The 19,469-nt window shown below is 66.5% G+C and carries 19 protein-coding genes; 10 read left to right on the forward strand and 9 right to left on the reverse strand.

Annotated elements, in window-relative coordinates; all coding sequences use genetic code 11:
• Both hisD and ACKOED_RS06970 read right to left on the reverse strand, forming a co-directional pair.
• Positions 1-1,108 (reverse strand): histidinol dehydrogenase (gene hisD / locus ACKOED_RS06965; RefSeq protein WP_408915861.1); only part of this gene is annotated, 1,108 nt, incomplete at its 3' end.
• Between the two features lie 22 nt (positions 1,109-1,130).
• On the reverse strand, positions 1,131-1,778 hold the full coding sequence (locus ACKOED_RS06970; RefSeq protein WP_408915896.1) for a TerC family protein: 648 nt from the start codon (positions 1,776-1,778) through the stop codon (positions 1,131-1,133).
• A gap of 136 nt (positions 1,779-1,914) precedes the next feature.
• Here ACKOED_RS06970 and ACKOED_RS06975 point away from each other — a divergent pair, with 136 nt between their 5' ends.
• On the forward strand, positions 1,915-3,012 hold the full coding sequence (locus ACKOED_RS06975) for an alanine racemase (protein ID WP_408915862.1): 1,098 nt from the start codon (positions 1,915-1,917) through the stop codon (positions 3,010-3,012).
• A gap of 10 nt (positions 3,013-3,022) precedes the next feature.
• Here ACKOED_RS06975 and ACKOED_RS06980 read toward each other — a convergent pair whose 3' ends face one another.
• Positions 3,023-4,375: an amidase gene (locus tag ACKOED_RS06980; protein WP_408915863.1), complete on the reverse strand. Its 1,353-nt coding sequence runs from the start codon at positions 4,373-4,375 to the stop codon at positions 3,023-3,025.
• 133 nt (positions 4,376-4,508) lie between these two features.
• Here ACKOED_RS06980 and ACKOED_RS06985 point away from each other — a divergent pair, with 133 nt between their 5' ends.
• Positions 4,509-5,507: a Gfo/Idh/MocA family oxidoreductase gene (locus ACKOED_RS06985; protein ID WP_408915864.1), complete on the forward strand. Its 999-nt coding sequence runs from the start codon at positions 4,509-4,511 to the stop codon at positions 5,505-5,507.
• A gap of 77 nt (positions 5,508-5,584) precedes the next feature.
• Here ACKOED_RS06985 and ACKOED_RS06990 read toward each other — a convergent pair whose 3' ends face one another.
• From ACKOED_RS06990 to ACKOED_RS07005, 4 genes are read right to left on the reverse strand one after another with little or no spacing between them, the layout of a single operon-like run.
• Complete coding sequence (locus tag ACKOED_RS06990; RefSeq protein WP_408915865.1) at positions 5,585-5,968, reverse strand: GFA family protein; 384 nt, start codon at positions 5,966-5,968, stop codon at positions 5,585-5,587.
• A complete protein-coding gene (locus tag ACKOED_RS06995) occupies positions 5,965-6,876 on the reverse strand; it encodes a homocysteine S-methyltransferase family protein (RefSeq protein WP_408915866.1) in 912 nt (303 codons plus the stop codon). Before ACKOED_RS06995 ends, ACKOED_RS06990 begins: the two co-directional genes overlap by 4 nt.
• Before the next feature lie 4 nt (positions 6,877-6,880).
• Positions 6,881-7,537 carry a ferredoxin gene (locus ACKOED_RS07000; RefSeq protein ID WP_408915867.1) on the reverse strand — a complete coding sequence of 219 codons (657 nt, stop codon included), beginning with the start codon at positions 7,535-7,537 and terminating at the stop codon, positions 6,881-6,883.
• Between the two features lie 4 nt (positions 7,538-7,541).
• Positions 7,542-9,119, reverse strand: a complete 1,578-nt coding sequence (locus ACKOED_RS07005) for a trimethylamine methyltransferase family protein (protein ID WP_408915868.1) — start codon at positions 9,117-9,119, stop codon at positions 7,542-7,544.
• Positions 9,120-9,300: 181 nt separating this feature from the next.
• On the opposite strand from ACKOED_RS07005, the gene gcvA reads away from it, so the two are divergent.
• Genes gcvA through ACKOED_RS07025 form a run of 4 tightly spaced genes read left to right on the forward strand, consistent with a single transcriptional unit; the run spans position 9,301 to position 13,630 of the window.
• Positions 9,301-10,233 (forward strand): transcriptional regulator GcvA, encoded by a 933-nt coding sequence (gcvA, locus tag ACKOED_RS07010; RefSeq protein ID WP_408915869.1) that lies wholly within the window; start codon positions 9,301-9,303, stop codon positions 10,231-10,233.
• Positions 10,230-11,789, forward strand: a complete 1,560-nt coding sequence (locus ACKOED_RS07015; RefSeq protein WP_408915870.1) for a trimethylamine methyltransferase family protein — start codon at positions 10,230-10,232, stop codon at positions 11,787-11,789. The genes gcvA and ACKOED_RS07015 overlap by 4 nt, the downstream gene beginning before the upstream one ends.
• Positions 11,789-12,700, forward strand: a complete 912-nt coding sequence (locus ACKOED_RS07020) for a carbohydrate kinase family protein (RefSeq protein WP_408915871.1) — start codon at positions 11,789-11,791, stop codon at positions 12,698-12,700. The genes ACKOED_RS07015 and ACKOED_RS07020 overlap by 1 nt, the downstream gene beginning before the upstream one ends.
• A gap of 9 nt (positions 12,701-12,709) precedes the next feature.
• Positions 12,710-13,630 carry a pseudouridine-5'-phosphate glycosidase gene (locus ACKOED_RS07025; RefSeq protein ID WP_408915872.1) on the forward strand — a complete coding sequence of 307 codons (921 nt, stop codon included), beginning with the start codon at positions 12,710-12,712 and terminating at the stop codon, positions 13,628-13,630.
• Between the two features lie 180 nt (positions 13,631-13,810).
• On the opposite strand, the gene ACKOED_RS07030 is transcribed toward ACKOED_RS07025, so the two are convergent.
• Positions 13,811-14,077, reverse strand: coding sequence for a hypothetical protein (locus ACKOED_RS07030; protein ID WP_408915873.1), 267 nt, complete (start codon positions 14,075-14,077; stop codon positions 13,811-13,813).
• A gap of 163 nt (positions 14,078-14,240) precedes the next feature.
• Between ACKOED_RS07030 and ACKOED_RS07035 the strand changes: the two genes are divergently transcribed.
• Entirely contained in the window at positions 14,241-14,699 is a 459-nt protein-coding gene (locus ACKOED_RS07035) for a DNA polymerase III subunit chi (protein ID WP_408915874.1), read from the forward strand.
• 34 nt (positions 14,700-14,733) lie between these two features.
• On the opposite strand, the gene xseA is transcribed toward ACKOED_RS07035, so the two are convergent.
• Positions 14,734-16,131, reverse strand: a complete 1,398-nt coding sequence (gene xseA, locus ACKOED_RS07040) for an exodeoxyribonuclease VII large subunit (protein ID WP_408915875.1) — start codon at positions 16,129-16,131, stop codon at positions 14,734-14,736.
• A gap of 74 nt (positions 16,132-16,205) precedes the next feature.
• On the opposite strand from xseA, the gene purD reads away from it, so the two are divergent.
• Genes purD through ACKOED_RS07055 form a run of 3 tightly spaced genes read left to right on the forward strand, consistent with a single transcriptional unit; the run spans position 16,206 to position 19,386 of the window.
• Entirely contained in the window at positions 16,206-17,492 is a 1,287-nt protein-coding gene (purD, locus tag ACKOED_RS07045; RefSeq protein ID WP_408915876.1) for a phosphoribosylamine--glycine ligase, read from the forward strand.
• On the forward strand, positions 17,489-18,553 hold the full coding sequence (locus tag ACKOED_RS07050) for a phosphotransferase family protein (RefSeq protein WP_408915877.1): 1,065 nt from the start codon (positions 17,489-17,491) through the stop codon (positions 18,551-18,553). The genes purD and ACKOED_RS07050 overlap by 4 nt, the downstream gene beginning before the upstream one ends.
• Positions 18,550-19,386, forward strand: coding sequence for a patatin-like phospholipase family protein (locus tag ACKOED_RS07055; protein ID WP_408915878.1), 837 nt, complete (start codon positions 18,550-18,552; stop codon positions 19,384-19,386). The genes ACKOED_RS07050 and ACKOED_RS07055 overlap by 4 nt, the downstream gene beginning before the upstream one ends.
• Positions 19,387-19,469: the final 83 nt, after the last annotated feature.

Consider the following 19,469-nt stretch of genomic DNA (forward strand, 5'->3'; position numbering starts at 1 on the left):
CGATCGTGAAGTTGCCGAGCGTCGGCGGCGTGTGGCGGCCGAGCAGGATTTCACCCGCATTCTCGAGGCGACCCAGATACTGGAAGGGCTCGTCCGAGTGGACGCCGAGATGCTCAGGCGCATAGTCGTTGCAGAAGGCGATGGCCTCCTCCTCGTCACGCGCCAGCACGATGCCGCCCATCGGCCCGCCCAGCACGGTTTTGGAATAGCCGGCCCGCTGGGCGCCCATCTGCTTCCAGAATTCGGGGATCGCCTGCATCGCGTCCTCGGCCACCTGGCGGCTCCAGGTGACGAGAAAGGCCGATGAGTCCGGCCCGTGCTCGGATTCAATGATCAGGTCGAGGCCCGCAAGGCGGCCATCTGCGGTGTCATCGGCGAAGATCACCAGTTCGCTGGGCCCCGCCGGGGTGCCGACGTCGATCAGATGCGAGACCAGCCGCTTGGCCGCCCCCACCCAGGGGCTGCCCGGCCCCACCACCTTGCTGCATTTCGGCACCGTGCGGGTGCCATAGGCGACAGCCGCGATGGCCTGCGCGCCGCCCGCCTTGAACACCCGCGAGACGCCGGCCATGCGCGCCGCCACCAGCGTGGCGTCATCGATGTGGCCGTCAGGCCCCGGCGGCGTGACGATGACGATGTCCTTGACCCCCGCCACCCTGGCCGGCGTGGTCTGCATCAGAACCGAGGACGGAAACGCCCCCTTGCCGCGCGGAATGTAGCAGGCGACGGAGGGAATGGCCGTCGTCCGGTCGCCGGCGAACACGCCGGGCTGGATCTCGTGAAACCACATTTCCTCGGGCTTCTGGTCTTCGTGGAACTTGCGGATCGCCACCGCCATGAAGGCCAAGGCCTCGCGCACCCTGGGATCGAGCGTCTTCTCGGCGCGCGCGAAATCCGCCTCGGTGGCGGCGATGGCATGGGCCTCGACCGGGGATTTGTCGAATTCGCGGGCGAAACGGGCCAGCGCCTCATCGCCGTCACGGCGCACCGCCTCGATGATCGGCTTCACCTTGTCCTCGAACTGCGCGAGATCGGCCTCGGTGCGCCGCAACAGCCCGGCGCGCTCCGCGGCGGTCAACTTCGAAAGATCATGAAAGCTGATGGTCATGTCTGGCTGCCTTTGGAATGGGTCACATCAACGCCGGATAGACTTCGAGAATGCCGCGATAGATCATGTCGAGCGCGACATAGAGGATCACCGCGAGGCCGAGATAGGCGATCCAGCGGTGCTTCTGCAGCAGCTTGGCGATCACCGAGGCCGCCAGCCCCATCAAGGCGACCGACAGCGCCAGGCCGATGATAAGCACGCCAGGGTGCTCGCGCGCCGCACCGGCCACCGCCAGCACATTGTCGAGCGACATCGAAACGTCGGCGATGATGATCTGCCAGGCGGCCTGGGCAAAGCTCTTGCGGCCGGGGGGCGCGCCGATGGTGCCGTCGGCGTTGATATCCTCGCCGGTCACCGCCTCCAAGCCCTCTTCCTCGCCATGCCCGTCACGCAGCTCGCGCCACATCTTCCAGCACACCCAGAGCAACAGGATGCCGCCGACCAGGATCAGCCCGAGGATTTGCAGAAGCTGTGTGGTGAGAGCGGCGAACACAATGCGCAGCACGGTGGCCGCGATGATGCCAACGAGGATCGCCTTGTTGCGCTGGTCCCTCGGAAGGCCCGACGCGGCAAGCCCGATCACCACGGCGTTGTCGCCCGCCAGCACGAGGTCGATCATAATGACCTGGCCCAGCGCCCACAGCGCGTCGCCGGTCAGCAGGGACTGCACGAATTCCACGGTGTCTTGTTCTCCGTCCAGCGGCTTTCAGCACCAAGGCGGCCTCCATGGCAAGCGCTTCTTTGCGCCACTTCGCGCCACGCCCGCCGGGTGCTAGACTTCATCATCCACCAGAGGAGCCGCGCCCATGGACATTCTGAATTACTTCCAGTTCGAGGCCGTGGGCCGCCGCCTCGAAGACCTCGAGACGCCGGTGCCGGTGATCGACATCGGGGTCGTCGAGAACAATCTGAGGCGCTGGCAGGCGCGCTGCGACAAGGCGGGCTTCGCCAACCGGCCGCACATCAAGACTCACAAGCTGGCGCCGCTTGCCCGGGCGCAGGTGGCGCTCGGCGCCAGGGGCGTCACCGTGCAGAAGCTGGGCGAGGCGGAAGCCATGGCGGAGGCCGGCATCGATGACATGCTGCTCACCTTCAACATTGTGGGCCATCACAAGCTGGAGCGCCTGGCGGAGCTGATGCGGCGCACCGCCATCCAGGTGCTAGCCGACAACGAAGCGGTGCTCGCTGGCCTGTCGCACGCCGCCGGGGCGGCGGGGCGGGATTTATCCGTAATGGTCGAATGCGACACCGGCGCCGGCCGCAACGGCGTGCAGAGCCCGGAGGCGGCGGTGAACCTTGCCCAGGCCATCGACCGCCAGCCCGGTCTCGTTTTCGGCGGTTTGATGACGCTGCCCAAGAACGGCGCGCGGGAGAAGATGCAACACTTTCTCGATGCGGCGCGCCACGGCCTTGACCGGACGGGGCTTGGCGTTCCCGCCGTCTCGACCGGCGGCACACCCGACATGTGGAAGGATGATGGCCTGGCCGAGATCAGCGAATACCGCGCCGGAACCTATATCTACAATGACCGCATGCAGGTGGCGGCGGGCGCGGCGGCGCCCGGGGATTGCGCGCTGAGCGTGCTGGCTACGGTGGTGAGCGTGCCGACGGGCGAGCGCGCCATGACGGATGCCGGCTCCAAGGCGCTGACCAGCGATCTCCTGGGGCTGGAGGGCTATGGCGAGGTGCGGGCGCTGTCAGGCGCGCAGGTCTATGCCATGTCGGAGGAACACGGCTTCCTCGACATCTCGAAGCTGAACCACAAGCCAAAAGTCGGAGACCTGATCCGCATCACGCCAAATCACGTGTGCCCGGTCACCAACCTGTTCGACAAGGTGGTGTTCGTGAGCGGAGAGGAGGTTCTGGGCGCCGTCCGGGTCGATGCCCGCGGGGCCGTGCAATAGACGATCAGGATCAAGCGGGCCGGATGACATGCTCGGCGGCCAGCGCCGCGCCGTGCAGTTGCTTGTCGCGGCCATGGCTCGCCGACAGCAGGAAGCCCGTGGGCATGCCGGACGCATCGCTGCCGCTGGGAATCGACACGCCGCACCAGTCAAGGAAATTCCCCAGCATGGTATTGCGCAGCGTCTTGGCGTTGGCGCGGAAGAACGTGTCCGGATCGGCCTCAAGGGGCGCGATCGGCATGGCCACATGCGCAACCGTGGGGCAGGCGACCAGCGCTTCGCCCATAAGAGCCGCCGTTTCGGCGATCATCCGGGCGCGCGCCTGCATCACCAGCACGAGATCGACGGCGGTCATCTTCTCGGCTGACAGGATACGGCTCACGACGCGCTGATCCATGCGCGCCGCGTCCGGCCCTTTGACGCGCGCCCAATGCAGGGCCAGCGCCTCCGGCCCCAGAACATGGCCGCGCGCGGCGATCAGATCGAGGATGTCCTTCAGCACCGGCATCTTGATCCGCCGGACCTTGGCGCCGGCCCTGGCAAGCCTGGCGAGTGCGGCTTCAAAATTGGCCACGACGGCGTCTTCGCAGGCCTCCAGCATGACCGTTTCGGGCACCAGGATGGTGAGGCCCTTGGGCCCCGTCTCCTTGACCTTGGGCTTCCTGAGGCCGCGCAGCACCGCATCAGCGAGCACACAATCCTCGACGCTCCGCGCCAGCGGGCCCAGCGTGTCGAGCGTGCGCGAGAGGGGAAACACGCCGTCCATCGGATAATGGCCGGTCGATGACTTGTAGCCGACGATGCCGTTGAAGGCGGCGGGAACGCGGATCGAGCCGCCGGTATCGGTGCCGATCGCCAGCGGCGCCAGGCCCGCCGCCACCGCGACCGCGCTTCCCGAGGAAGAGCCGCCAGGCGAGCGGTGCACCTGCCGGTCATGCGGGTTGCGCGGCGTGCCGTAATGCGGGTTGAGGCCGATGCCGGAATAGGCGAATTCGGTCATGTTGAGGCAGCCCACCGAGACGAGCCCCGCGGCCTTGGCCGCCGCCACCAGGGCGGCATCGCGCCTGGCGGGCGGATCGGACTTGAGCACCACCGAGCCCGCCGTGGTCACCCGGCCGGCGATGTCGAAGAGGTCCTTCCAGGCCACCGGCACGCCGTCGAGCAGGCTCGCCGGATTGCCGGCCTTGAGGCGGCGGGCCGCGGCGCGGGCTTCCGCCATGGCGCGGGGCTTCAGGGTTTCGGTAAAGATCGCCTGGTCGCTTGCGGTGGCGATGCGCGTGAAGACCTCCTCGGCCACGGCCACCGGATCGGCCTTGCCCTTGCGCAGCCTTCTGGCCAGTTCGGCGGCGGACAATTCATACATGGGGCGGCTCCGGGCGAAGATTTGACGAAGAGCAAGCGTAGGCGCGGACGCCGCGGGGCGCAACGGGGCCATCGAGGCTGGCTACCTATGGCGCTGTGGCGTATGCTTGCAGCGTTTTTCCGGAGGAATGCATATGAGCATCGGCGTTGGCATCATCGGCGCGGGCATCATGGGTGCTGATCATGCCCGGATCATCGCGGGCCAGGTGGCGGGCGCGCATCTGGTGGCGGTTTGCGATGCCGACATGGGGCGGGCCGAAGCCGCGGCGCGTGAAAGCGGCGCAAGGCGCGTTATCGCCGACCCGATGGCGCTGATCGCCGATCCTGAGATTGGGGCGGTGCTCATCGCCTCCCCCGATGCAACCCATGCTGATTATGCGATTGCCTGCATCAAGGCGGCAAAGCCGGTGCTGTGCGAAAAGCCGCTGGCGCCCACCGCCGCCGAAGGCCTGCGGGTGATCGAGGCGGAACTCACCGCCGGACGGCGGTTCGTTCAGCTGGGCTTCATGCGCCGGTTTGACCCCGGCTACACGGAAACCAGGGCGCTGATCGATTCAAGACGCTTCGGCGCGGCGCTGGCGGTGCATTGCGTTCACCGGAACCTGTCGGCGCCGCCGCATTTCAACGAGGCGGCGGCCATCGTGAATTCCTGCGTGCATGAGGTGGATATCTCGCGCTTCCTGCTCTCCGCGGAACTCGTCTCGGTGCAGGTGTTCCGGGCGCGGCGGTCATCGCTGGCGCATTTCCATGACCCGTTGCTGGCGGTGTTCGAAACCAGCGATGGCCAGCTTGTCGATGTCGAGCTCTTTCTCAACGCGCAATATGGCTATGAGGTGCGGGGCGAAGTGGTATGTGAAACCGGCACGATCGCCTTCGGGCCGGCGCTTTCCACGGAAATCCGCCACGCCGGCGTGACGGCCACCGGCATCGCCGCCGACTGGCGGCCGCGCTTCGCCGCCGCTTACCGCATCCAGAACCAGGCCTGGATCGATTCGATCCGGAGCGGGAAGCCCGCCGGGGCTTCGGCCTGGGACGGCTTCATTGCCACGACGGTGACCGACGCTGGCGTGAAATCGCTGGGCTCAGGAGCCTCCGAGCGGATCACGCGCGAGAAGAAGCCATCGCTGTACTGAGAAAATTCCGCGCAACCGCCGCTGCGAAACCGCAAGCCACCAGGATGGGCGGAACAATTCCGACGACTGCCTTTCCGCTACCAGCGGTCCTTGCGGTAGGAGCCGCCTGAAATCTCGTAATAGTCGCCAGCGCTATCGCAGAAGATGTGGCCGTCAAGCGGAGCGCCGGACGGGCCATCGATGGCGCCCGCCGAAATCGAGGTGGTGCCGCTGCCATCGGCCTTCCAGAACAGCGCCGAGCCGCACAGCCGGCAAAAGCCGCGCTGCGCTTCCGGGCTGGAGCGGTACCAGGCGAGGCCGTCGGTATGGGTGAATGCGAGGTCCGCGTCGGCGCAGGCTGTGGCTGACATATAGGTTCCGGTCTGCTTGCGGCACTGGACGCAGTGGCAGGCGATGACCGGGCGAAGCGGCCCATGGATTTCGAAAGCGACGGCGCCGCACAGGCAGGACCCGGTTTTCATGATGCGAAGGCCGCGTTGAGGGCGGCGATATGCTCAGGCCCGAGGCCGCAGCAGCCACCAAAAGCCACAGCCCCCTTGCGCCGCCAGGATCGCGCCCTGGCCACGAGTTCTTCCGGCGGAATGATGTCGACGAAGGTCCATTCGGGCATCTTGAAGTAGCCGCTTTCCGGATAGGCGCCGATGGGCCCGCTCCAATGCCTGCGCAGGATGTCGATGGCCTCGTCCGTGTCATTGGGCGAGGAATGCATGATGGAGATCATGGCGGGCTTCAGGGCGGTGAGCGCGCGGATCACATCTTCGAGCGGCTGGTCCTCGCGGCCAAAGCCGGTGAGCCTGCCGCCATCATGGCGCTCCGCCGAAATGCCGATCCACACAGGCAGGCCCGTGGCCAGCGCGGCCTCGCTCGCCCAGACGGAATAATCCGTGTCACGCATCATCTCCATCATGATGAGGTCGACGCCGCAGGAAGCGAGGTTCTCCGCCTTGCGCCTGAACAGGCTGCGGGCTTGCCGCTCGGGCCATTCGCGCTGCTTCGATGTGCGGTCACTGCCCGCCAGCACCGGCCGCATCGTGGAGAAAGAGCCCGCAACCGCCACCATATGCCCAAGCGCGGCATCCCGCGCGATGGCGACGGCGGCGCGGTCGATCTTGATCATGTCATCGTCACGGCCCAGCGCGTTGAACAGCAAGGGCGAGGTGGCGAAGGTGTTGGCGATGATGACGTCGGCGCCCGCCGCGATGTAGTCCGCATGAACCTCGCGCACGACCTGCGGGTGCGTGAGATTGGCCTCGGCGCACCAGGTGCCGCCGTTCATCGGCACGCCGCGGCGCTGAATGTCGGTGCCGGTGCCGCCGTCGAGAATGATGATGCCGCCGTGCGCCAGCTTGTCGGCGATGTGGCTGTACATGGCTCTACTCCTCCTCGCGTGCCGCCCGGAACGCACGCATGTGGAAACCCGCCTGCGCCGGCGCATAGGCAAAGCCCTGGCCCACCGGGCAGGCGTGACGCGCAAGGCAGCCCCGCTCCATGCACGTCCAGCCCTCGGCGCGGGCGAGATGTGTCGCACAAGCCGCCACATCATAGCCCGCCCCGTCAAAGGCGCCGACCGGGCAGGCGCTGAGGCAGGGCCTGGCCACGCATGTGGCGCAAGGATAAGGCCCCGGCGATGGCGGGGGCAGATCAAAAGCGACCGGAAACAGCAGTGCCGCGCGATAGGCGTGCCACAAGCCATAGACGGCATGGATGTTGAGGCCCAGGGGCGAGACATGGCCCGCTCCGCCCCGCCGCGCCCAGCTGAGGAAGGGCCATGGCGGATCGGTGTCGAAGGGGTAGACGGCGCCAGCGCCAAGATCAGCGGCAAGACCCGAGACCGCCTCGCGCGTCCAGGCATCAAGGCCGCCATCCGCCCCGCTTTCGCGCAGGAAGCGGCGGAACATGTCAGGCCCGGCATTGCCGATGAGCACCACGAAGCTGGCCCCGCCCGGCACGCGGTCATCCGCGCTTGGCGCGAACCAGCCGAGCGGCGTGAAGGCCGCGCGGCGGATCGCGGTCAGGACCGGGTGTTCCAAGGCCTCAGGCCCAGCGCGGGTCTCCGGGCTCCATCATGCCGCGCGGCAGCTTGATGTCATGCCGGGCGCGGATCTGCTCATCGATGGCGCGCGGAATATAGTCCGGATAGTAGGTGGTGAGGATTTCGCGCTTGCGCGCCGCCGCCCGCGCGACGATCTCGGGCTTGCCCGCCTCGTTCCACTCCTTGGGGCTCATGCGGTTGGCGACATGCGGATAGACATATTCCTTCTGCATCAGGGTCAGCGTCTGCTCATTGCCCAGATAATGGCCGGGCCCGGCGAGGCAAACATCGGCGATCACCTCGAGCGACAGCGTATCCTCGTTCACCTCGATGCCGCGCACATTGCGGTTGATGGAGCCCAGCATGTCATTGTCGATCAGCAGGCTTTCGAGGCAGAAGCCCAGCAGCGAGGCATGCATGCCGGCCGACTCATAAAGCAGGTTGATGCCGGTCATCGCCGAGATGCCGGCGGTCACACCCTTCTCATAGCCCGCCTGCATGTCAGGCATCTTCGAGTCGCACATGCCAGCCGCCGAGCCCACGGTGAGATTGTAGAAATGGCCCATCTGGGCGCAGCCCGAGGTGATGAGGGCCTGCTCGCCCGATCCCCCCGACATGGCGCCGGTGCGCAAATCCGACACGAAAGGCCACGGCCCCCAGATGGCGATGGCGCCCGGCACCACGCAATTGATGTAGACGAGCCCGGCGAGGCATTCGGCCACCGCCTGCACCACGGTGCCGGCAAGTGCCGCCGGCGAAGTGGCGCCGGCCTGGGCGGCGGAAAGCAGCAATACCGGCATGCCGCCGCGCGCCGCGGCTTCAAGGCAGCGGCAGGCGTCCTCGGCGAATTTCATCGGCGGCACCACGAAACAGTTCGACTGCGAGACGAAGGGCCGCTCGCGCCACTTGTCCTCGCCGCCCGCCACCACATGCAGGATCTGCAGGCATTCATCGACATGGGCGGGATCGACCATGGAAGTGCCGACATGCTTCTGCGTGCCGGCGATGCAGGCATACATGGTGTTGATGTCGAGGTCATGGCCGGTGAGCATGTCACGCGCCGTCACCGGCCGCTGGTAGAAGTGGATGTGCTCGCAGGTATCGACGATGCGGCCGGCGTCATAGAGATCGGCCAGCACGGACTCGCGGTAGGTCTTGGTCTCGGGCTCGACAATGTGGACGGCCGCACCGGCCGTGCCGAAATAGACCTTGTTGCCCGAGGGCTCCATGTCATGCTTCGGGTCGCGGCCATGGAGCACGAAATTGCGCGCGCAGCTGGCCAGCGTATCCTCGACGAGGCCGCGCGGAATGCACAGGCGCCCCTGGGCGTTGAGATAGCAGCCGCGCGCCGTCATCGCTTCGACGCAAGTCGGGATGGCCTGGGCGAGGCCGACGGTTTCGAGCAGCTTCAGCGCCGTTTCATGGATGCGCTGCATGTCGCGCTCGCTGAGCGGCTTGTACTGGCCACCCTCCATGCCGGGCCGCACCGCCGCCTCGGCCATCGGGATGGGTCTTGCACGCAGGGCCCGGCGGGCCTCACGGCCGCCGCGGCGGCGGGACAGGTCTTCGACAGCACTCATGCGCGGGACTCCTTGATCTAAGCGCTATATCCTCCGGTTCCGCCCGGGCTTTCAACGGCCAATCTTTTCCCGGTTATGTTGAATTTTTTTCACCACAATAGCCAGATCATTTCAATGCCGCCTCTTAACGCCATGAATTTGAACGTGATAAAAGCCAGATGATTTTGAGTGGTGAGGAAACTTGGCCCGACGCGACCTGCCGCCCCTGCGCGCCCTGACCGCCTTCGAGGCGGCGGCCCGGCTTGGCAGCTTCCGGCTCGCCGCCAGCGAGTTGGGCATCACCCGCTCGGCGGTGAGCCATCAGGTGAAATCGCTGGAGCAGCGGCTTGGCGTGCAACTGTTCCGGCGCGATGCGCGGCGCGCCGAACTCACCCAGGCGGGCCAAACCTATTTTCCGCCGGTGCGGGATGCGTTCGACATGGTGGAGGCCCAGACCCGGGCGCTCAAGCCCTCCGCATCAGATAACGAACTGACGGTGCAGGTCTATGTGACGGTCGCCCTCAAATGGCTGATTCCGCGGCTTCATGATTTCGAGCGCCGCTACCCGGACATGAAGGTCAGACTCTCGACCTCCTATTTCGACTGGGACTTTGACGAGAAGAATGTCGATGTCGGCTTGATCCTGGCCCGTAACCGTTCACCCGATCATTACTATCGCACGCTCTTCGCCTCGCTGCTGACGCCGATCTGCGCGCCGGCGCTGCTGCAGGGGCCAAATGCGCTGCGCAGCCCGGAGGATTTGCGCAAGCACAAGCTGCTCTATGTCTATACCGCCGAGGAAGACTGGCAGATCTGGCTCGAGGCCGCAGGGGTGAAAGGCATCAAGCTTTCCGACCGGCTGGCCTTCGACAGCTATATTCTCGCCCAGGAAGCGGCCATCGAGGGCCGCGGCGTGGCCATGACCATCGGACCTTTCGCCACCGAAGAGATCAAGATGGGACGCCTCGTGCTGCCTTTCGCGCTCAAGGCCCCGCACCGGCACAACTGGCTGCTGGCCTGCAACGCCGAGCACCGCCTGAAACCCAAGATCAGACGCTTTGAGGATTGGCTGGTGAAGCAGATCGCTGCCGATCACGCCCTCGACCCCTATCGTGAAAAAGGAAAGACACCGTGAGCATCAGCGAAACCGAAACCGCCCGAAGGCCGCGCCGCGAAGGCGGCGGACGCCGCGCCGGCCCCTCCGGCCGCAACCCGGTGCCGCAGCTGCCGCGCCGCAAGCTCAAACGCCTATTCCCGCCGATGGCGATTGTCTCGGCGGACGAGATCGAGGCCATCCACCACGCCTCGCTCCGGGTGCTTTCCGAAATCGGCATGGACTTCACCCTGCCGGAAGCGCGCGACATGCTGAAAAAGGCGGGCGCCAGCGTCCAGGGTGACCGGGTGCGGTTCGACCCGGCGATGATCGAAAGCCTGATCGCTTCGGCCCCGGCGGAATTCACCTTTCATGCGCGGAATCCGGAGAATGACCTTCCCGTCGGCGGCGCCAACATCGCCTTCGGCACGGTGGCAAGCCCGCCCAACAGTTCCGACATGGACAATGGCCGCCGTACCGGCAACCACGCGGACTACCGCAATTTCCTGCGGCTCGCCCAGTACTTCAACTGCATTGGCTTCACGGCCGGCTATCCGGTGGAGCCGATCGACATTCACGCCTCGGTGCGCCACCTCGAGGCGCTGCGCGACATGGTGCTGCTCACCGACAAGCCGTTTCACGCCTATTCGCTGGGCGCCGAGCGTATCCGCGATGCGATCGAAATCGCCCGCATCGCGCGCGGCATTTCGCAGGAGCAGCTCGAGCGGGAGCCGTCGCTGTTCACCATCATCAACACCAATTCGCCGCTGAAGCTGGACACGCCGATGCTGCGCGGGATCATCGAGATGGCGTCGCGCAACCAGATCGTCTGTGTGACGCCCTTCACGCTGGCGGGCGCCATGGCGCCGGTGACCATTGCCGGCGCGCTGGTGGAGCAGAACGCCGAGGCGCTGGCCGGCATCGCCTTCGCGCAGCTCGTCCGCAAGGGATCGCCCGTCATCTATGGCGGATTTACCTCCAACGTCGATATGAAGTCCGGCGCCCCCGCCTTCGGCACGCCGGAATACATGAAGGCCACCATCGTTGGCGGCCAGCTGGCCCGGCGCTACAAGATTCCGTTCCGCACCTCCAACACCTGCGCGGCCAACACGGTGGATGCGCAGGCGGCTTATGAGAGCGTGTTCTCGCTCTGGGGCCTCACCATGGGCGGCGGCAACCTGATCATGCACGGCGCGGGCTGGCTCGAGGGCGGGCTGGTGGCAAGCTTCGAGAAGTTCGTGCTCGACTGCGACCTGATCCAGATGGTGAGCGAATTCCTGCAGCCGCTGGAAACCGGCGAGGACGCGCTCGGCGTCGAGGCGATCCGCGAGGTGGGGCCTGGCGGGCACTTTTTCGGCGCGCAGCACACGCTGGCCCGCTACACCACGGCTTTCTATGCGCCGATCATCTCGGACTGGCGCAACAACCAGCAATGGCTGGCGGCGGGAAAGCCGGAGGCCTGGCAGAAGGCCAATGCGGTCTGGAAGCAGGCGCTGGCCGACTATCAGGAACCGCCCATCGACGCCGCCGTCCGCGACGAGCTCAACGCCTTCGTCGAGCGGCGCAAGGCAGAGGGCGGCGCGCCGACGGATTTCTGATGCCTGAGGTGGTTGTCATCGGCGGCGCCAATGTGGACATCAAGGGCCGCGCCGGTGAACGCCATCTGCAGGGAACCTCGAACCCGGGCAAGATCACGGTGTCGCCTGGCGGGGTCGGGCGGAACATTGCCGAGAATCTGGCCCGGCTCGGCGTTGCGGCCGCGCTGATCACCGCGCTCGGGGAGGATGCCAATGGCGCGTTGCTGCGCGAGGCCTGCGCCTCCGCGGGCGTGGACATGTCCATGGCGGTGCGGGTGGACAAGCCAACCGGCTGTTACCTCGCGGTGCTCGACGACCAGGGAGAGATGGTGAGTGCGGTCAGCGACATGCGGGCAATGGACCGGCTGGAGCCCGCCGATCTCGAGGCCGCCGCCGATCGGCTGGCTGCGGCCGCCATGCTTGTCGCCGACTGTAACCTCTCCACCGCCTGCTTAGACTGGCTCTGCCGGTTTTCGGCAGCGCGCCATGTGCGGCTGCTGATCGAGCCGGTGTCTGTGGTGAAAGCGGCGAAACTCCTCTCCTTCACCCGCGCACAGCCGGTTTTCGCGGTCACGCCCAACGCCGCGCAGCTTGCCGCATTGACCGGGCAGGAGGACGAAACCGGGATCGCGCGCCTGCATGCGCTGGGCTTCCGCAATATCGTCATGCATCGCGGCCGCGCGGGCGCGCTGGCCTCGGATGGCGCGGCCATCCTGCCGGTTCCACCCGCGCCGGTTTCCGGCGTGGCGGATGTGACGGGTGCTGGTGACGCGGCGGTGGCGGGACTTGTACTGGGCCTGTTGGAGGGGCTTCCGCTTGGCGAGGCGGCGTGGCTTGGCCAGTGCGCGGCCGCCATCAAGCTTGGCTCGGCACGGTCAGTGGCGCAGGAGCTGAAGCGTGATAGACTGATCAGCCTGGCGCGCGTGCAATAGGGGCATCCCGTGACTTTCGATCTTGAGTTTTCCGAAGAGCTACGGGCGGCGCGGGCGAGTGGCGCGCCGATCGTGGCGCTGGAATCGACGATCATCGCCCATGGCATGCCCTATCCGCAGAATGCCGCGACGGCGCGGGCGCTGGAGGACATTGTGCGCGCGGGCGGCGCGGTGCCAGCCACCATCGCGGTGATCGCCGGCAAGCTGCGGGTGGGCCTGACGGCGGAGGAACTCGACCGTTTCGCCCGCGACGGACGGTCGATCGCCAAGGTTTCGGTGCGCGACCTGCCTTTCGCGGTGGCGATGCGCCGTGACGGCGCGACCACGGTTGCTTCCACCATGCGAATCGCGGCGATGGCGGGCATCCGCGTCTTTGCGACGGGCGGCATTGGCGGCGTACACCGTGGCGCGGAAAAAACCTTCGACATCTCGGCGGACCTCACCGAATTCGCGCGGAGCGACGTGGCGGTGGTGACGGCCGGGGCCAAGGCGATCCTCGATCTGGCGCTCACCCTTGAGACGCTGGAGACGCTGAGCGTGCCGGTCATCGGCCTGGGTACGGACCGGTTTCCGGCCTTCTATTCGCGGGACAGCGGATATGCGGTGCCCATGCGCTGCGAGACGGCCGCCGACATTGCCAGCGTGATGCGCGCCAAATGGGAACTGGGGCTCAGGGGCGGGCTGGTGATTGCCAATCCAATTCCAGAAGAGTCAGAGATGACCGCCAGCGAGATCGCGCCAGCGATCGCCGCGGCGATTGCCAGGGCGGATGCGCGGGGCATCGCTGGCAAGGACCTTACACCCTTCCTGCTGGCCGAAATCGCCGCGGTGACCGGCGGACGCTCGCTTGCCGCCAACATCGCGCTGGCGCGGAACAATGCCGCCGCGGCCGCGGCCATCGCGGTTGCCTACAACGAGGGTTCACCATGAGTGTTCAGCGCCGCACTGCGCCGTGCAACCAGGCGCTTGCGGATTATCGACCGCCGCCGCTTGACCCGGGCGCGGCGGAAACGATCGATTTTTTGTGTGAAACGTGGATTCGCGCAGCCAGCGGAAAAGCCGGTGTCTGACGCATGGTAAGCTTTGACGGACTTGTGGATTGCCGAAAGGTCAGTCCCGGGAATAGACCAGACGGATTCGCGGCGGCGCCGCGTCACGTTCTCCCAGCGCAGCTTCGTAAGACATGCGCAGCGCAATGGCCTGCTGATCGCGCGGCATGTTCGGAAGAAAACCTTTGAGGGCAGCCTCAAGGTCACGGGCAAAATCCTCGAAACCGTTCCGCGCCGCTTCGTCAGCCACCAGGCTCGCCATGCAGTAAAGACTGGCGGGACTGGCGTGGTCTGCTTCGTGGCGATGGTCACGTTCCCGGTTACTCACGTCCGCTCTCCGCTGCGATGGTTTGTTTCCGACTGCTCAACCCAGAATTTCTCAAAGTTAGTTTGAGACTATCCACGCGCGCAATATAGCAAAGTTGCCATAGGGAGTGACTTTGCGTCAGTCCGATGTTGACCAAACACTCAGTTATTGCTGAATCAGCCACATGACATCAGTATTCTTTTACCATCTGCAACGGCAGCCGCTGGAGAAAGTCCTGCCTAAGTTATTGGCAGTGAGCCTGGAGCGTGGCTGGCGGGTTGTCGTGCAGGCCGGTTCAGAAGAGCGCGCCGAGGCGCTTGCCGCGCAGCTCTGGACCTATGACGAGGAAAGCTTCTTGCCGCATGGCGCCAAGTCCGACGGCTTTCCAGACCTGCAGCCGGTCTGGCTCACGGCGGACCATGACAATCCTAACAATGCCAATGTCCGGATGCTGGTCGATGGCGCGCAGGCGGGGAGCATTGATGGGCTGACACGCGTGGCGGTATTGTTTGACGGCAATGACGCGCAGGCGGTGGAAAACGCCCGGGCGCAATGGAAGGCGTTCCGCAGCGCCGGCCATGAGGTAAGCTACTGGCAGCAGGACGATCAGGGCCGCTGGCAAGACCGCGCCGCCGGCCAATGAAGGGCGGCGATGGCGCTCAACGGCCATGCATCCCTTACGGAAGGCGGCCCTGGCGGGGCGTGTCCTCCCGCACCTTTACCGCGCCGTCGGCGAATTCCAGCCGCAGCGCCTGGCCGGGTTGCACGCCCGCCGCGGTGTGAACCGGCGCGCCCGCCTCGTCCCGCACCAGCGCGAAACCGCGCCGCAGCACCGAACGGTAGGACAGCGAGTCCGCCAGCTTGGCCAGCCCCTCGAGGCGCTGGCGCTGGAAGGCGAGCAGGCGGGACAGCGCCTGGCCGGCGCGGCGGCCGGAAAGATCGAGCGAGCGCCGCTCATGAGCGATCAGGGTGCGCACCGGCGCCAGGGTGAGCCGCGGCGCAAGCCGCGCGAGGCGCGCGCCATGCTCGCGGGTATTGGCCTTCAAGGCCTGGCGCAGGCGGCCGGAAGCCGAATCAAAGCGCTGGCGCACCAGAGCGAGGATCTCATCAGGCCGCGGCAGCGCCCGCGCGGCGGCGGCAACCCGGGTCTGGCGCTCGCCCATGGCGCGCCCGAGCCCGCCCCTGAGCCGGGCATGCAGCGAGGCCAGTTCGGCAATCAGGTCGGCGCGCACCGGCACCGCCTTTTCCGCCGCCGCGGTGGGGGTCGGCGCGCGCAGGTCCGCGGCATAGTCGATGAGCGTGGTGTCGGTCTCGTGGCCCACCGCCGAAATCACCGGAATGCGGCTCTGCGCCACCGCGCGCACCACCACTTCCTCGTTGAAGCCCCAGAGGTCCTCGAGGGAGCCGCCGCCGCGCGCCACGATGATCACGTCCGGCTTCCGCGCCATGGCGTTGAAACCGGCGACCGCCGCCGCCACTTCCGCGGCGCAGGTCTCGCCCTGCACCCGCACCGGCCATACCAGCACATGGCGCGGAAAGCGCTCATTGAGGCGGTGCAGAATATCGCGGATCACCGCGCCGGTTGGCGAGGTGACGACGCCGATGAGCCGCGGCAGATAGGGAATGGGCTTCTTGCGCGCCGCCTCGAACAGGCCTTCGGCGGCGAGCCTTTTCTTGCGTTCCTCGAGCAGCGCCATCAACGCCCCGGCGCCGGCGGGCTCCAGATTGTCGATGATGATCTGATAGTTCGACTTCATCGGGTAGGAGGTGATCTTGCCGGTGGCGATCACCTCGAGCCCCTCCTGCAGCCGTGACCTGAGACGCGAGAAATTCCCGCGCCACATCACCGCGTCGAGCTTGGCGCCCTCGTCCTTGATGGCGAAATAGCAGTGGCCCGAGGCCGAGGGGCCCTTGAAGCCGGAAATCTCCCCCCGCACCCGCACCTGGCCGAAACGGTCCTCCAGCGTGCGCTTGAGGGCGCCGGCGAGCTCCGAGACCGAGTATTCGCCGCTGTTGGGCCGCGGGTTGTCGATGATTTCGCCGGTTTCGGGATCATGGTCCCAGATGGTGGACATCGCGGTTTCCGCTCTTTGATTCCGTCGCATCAAATGCGAGAAGGCGGTCGATTGCAAGATTGAGGTCTCGCGGCATGAACATCCTGCTGATCGGCTCCGGGGGGCGTGAGCACGCGCTGGCCTGGGCCATCTCCGCCAGCCCGCTGTGCGACAGGCTGTTCGTGGCGCCCGGCAATCCGGGCACCGATCAGATCGCGCGCAATGTCGCGCCCGGCGTATCTGACCACGCCGCGGTCATCGCCTTCTGCAGGGAAGAAAACATCGGCCTCGTGGTGGTGGGGCCGGAAGCGCCGCTGGTGGCGGGCCTCGCCGATGATCTCGCCGCCGCCGGCATCAAATGCTTCGGCCCGCGCAAGTTCGCCGCCCAGCTCGAAGGCTCCAAGGGCTTCACCAAGGATATCTGCGCGCGTTACGGCATTCCCACCGCCGCCTATGGCCGCTTCAGCGATAAAGCGGCGGCCCTCGCCTATCTCGAACAAAAGGGCGCGCCGATCGTCATCAAGGCGGACGGGCTGGCGTCGGGCAAGGGCGTCACCGTGGCGATGGACACGCCAACCGCCCGCGCCGCGCTGGATGAGATTTTCTCGGGCCGCTTCGGGGCTGGCAGTTGCGTGATCGAAGAGTTTCTCGACGGCGAAGAGGCAAGCTTCTTCGTGCTCACCGACGGCCACCATGCGCTGCCGCTTGCCACCGCGCAGGACCATAAGCGCGTGGGCGAAGGCGATACCGGGCCCAACACCGGCGGCATCGGCGCCTATTCGCCAGCCCCCTGCATGACGGACGCGCGGTGCGCCGAAGCGCTGGAGAAGATCGTGAAGCCTACCATCCGCGCGCTGGCCGAAATGGGCACGCCTTATGTGGGCGTTCTTTATGCCGGGCTGATGCTCACCAGGGACGGTCCGAAGCTGATCGAATACAATTGCCGCTTCGGCGACCCCGAAACGCAGGTGCTGATGCTGCGGCTGAAGGATGATCTCGTCACGCTCTTGCTCGCGTGCTGCGATGGCACCCTCGACAAGGTGACGGCCCGCTGGTTCGATGATGTGGCGCTCACCGTGGTGATGTGCGCCCGGGGCTACCCCGGCGAGCCCGAGAAAGGCACGGAAATCCGCGGCCTTGAAGGCGCCGCCGCCATGCAAGGCGTTGAGATTTTCCATGCCGGCACCGCCGCGCGTGACGGCGTGATCGTGGCCAATGGCGGCCGGGTGCTGAACGTCACGGCGCGCGGCGCCAGCGTGGCCGAGGCGCGGGCCCGCGCCGATGCCGCGGTGGACCGCATCGACTGGCCGCAAGGCTTCTGCCGCCGCGATATCGGCTGGCGGGCGCTGGCTAAGGAACAGGGAACGGCGGGAAAGAGATGAAGATTGACCGCCAGCAGGCCTTTTCCGGCACCACGGCTGCGGACATCGAAACCGGGTCGCTTGAAGACTATCTCGCCCAGAACGTCGCGGGTTTTGCCGGGCCGCTGACACTTGCCCGCTTCCGCGGCGGACAGTCCAACCCCACCTACCGCCTCGATACGCCGGAGCGGTGCTATGTGCTGAGAAGGAAACCGTTCGGCAGGCTGTTGCCTTCGGCCCATGCCATCGAGCGCGAATACCGGGTTACGGCGGCGCTGGCCACGGCGGGGTTTCCCGTCGCGCGGCCGCTTCATCTGTGTACGGATGACAGCGTCATCGGCGCCGCCTTCTATGTGATGGAGCATGTGGATGGCCGGGTGTTCTGGCAGCCGCATGCGCCGGGCATCACCGGCGAAGAGCGCGCGGCGCTGTTTACCTCCCTCAACGAAACCATCGCCAGGCTGCACCGGCTGGATCCTGCGGCGCTGGGCCTTGATGGCTTCGGCAGGCCCGAGGGCTACATGGCCCGCCAGATCAGGCGCTGGAGTGAGCAGTACCGGGCCTCGGAAACCGAAACCGTGGCGGCGATGGACAGGCTCATCGCCTGGCTTCCCGGCGCCTGCCCGCCAGCCGCGGGTGCCGCCATCGTTCATGGCGATTTCCGCCTCGACAACTGCATCATCGCCAATGACCAGCCGTGCGTCGCGGCGGTGCTGGATTGGGAACTCTCGACCATCGGCGACCCTCTCGCCGACTTCACCTACCACCTGATGCAATGGTTCATGCCGGTGTCCGAAACCGGCGCCGGGGTGGGCTCGCTGATCGGCCATCTCGACGCGCCGGGCCTCCCCCGGCTCGAAGACTACGTTGCTGACTACTGCCGCCGCACCGGGCGGCCAGGCATCCCCGATCTCGACATCTACATGGCCTATAACTTCTTCCGTCTCGCGGCGATCCTGCAGGGCATTCTGGGCCGCGTGCGTGACGGCACCGCGGCCAATGCCGATGCGGCGGCGATGGCGCGCCAGGTGCGGCCGCTCGCGGAGACCGCCTGGGCCTTCGCGCGAAAGGCCGGCGCATGACCACACCCAGCATCGGCCTGGCGCTCGGCGGCGGCAGTGCCAGAGGCCTCGCGCATATTCCCATGCTCGAGGTTTTCGACGAGCTGGGCCTGAAACCGAAAGCCATCGCTGGCTGCTCGATCGGGGCGCTGGTGGGGGCCGCCTATGCCGGCGGCATGACGGCCCGCGACATCCGCGAACACGCCGAGCGCCTGCTCACCAACCGGATGAGCGCATTGCGCTACGCTTTTGGCGAGAAGCGCCTCAACCCGTTCGACCTGCTGGCGCTGAACGGACTGGCCTCGTTGCATCTCCAGGGCGAGACGCTGGCCGGCCTCGCACTGCCGGAGACTCTCCCCAAGCTCATCGAAGACCTGCCCATTCCATTCAAGGTGATCGCCACCGATTTCGACACCATGGAGGAACAGGTCATCGAAGCAGGACCGCTGAGAAAGGCGGTGGCGGCGTCAATCGCCATTCCCGGCGTCATCCTCGGTCCCAAATATGATGGCCATTCCTTCGTCGACGGCGGCGTGACCAACCCGGTGCCGTTCGACCATGTCCGGCAGGGCATGGACATCGTGGTCGCCATTGACGTCACCGGCCGGCCGCGCCCCGCCAATGGCGGAAGCCGCGGCAACATGGAACTGGCGGTGGGCTCGCTGTTGATCATGTTCCATCAGGTGGCGGGGCTGCGGCGCGCCATCAACCCGCCCGACATCTATATCAGGCCCGCCGTCGATTCCTTCTCGGGCGCCGATTTCTTCCGCTTCAAGGAAGTGATGGAACAGGCCACCACCGCCAAGGACCAGCTGAAACGCGAACTGGAAAGACGTATTGCCAGGCTGGGGTAGAGCGTCGCTCAACACCGCGCTGGTCAGCGTGCAACAGAACGCCTGAGGATGCCCAGCCTCCGCAATATGCAGGAATGCCAAGG

This window comes from Aestuariivirga sp. (assembly GCF_046093005.1).
In the GTDB taxonomy this organism is placed as follows: domain Bacteria; phylum Pseudomonadota; class Alphaproteobacteria; order Rhizobiales; family Aestuariivirgaceae; genus Aestuariivirga.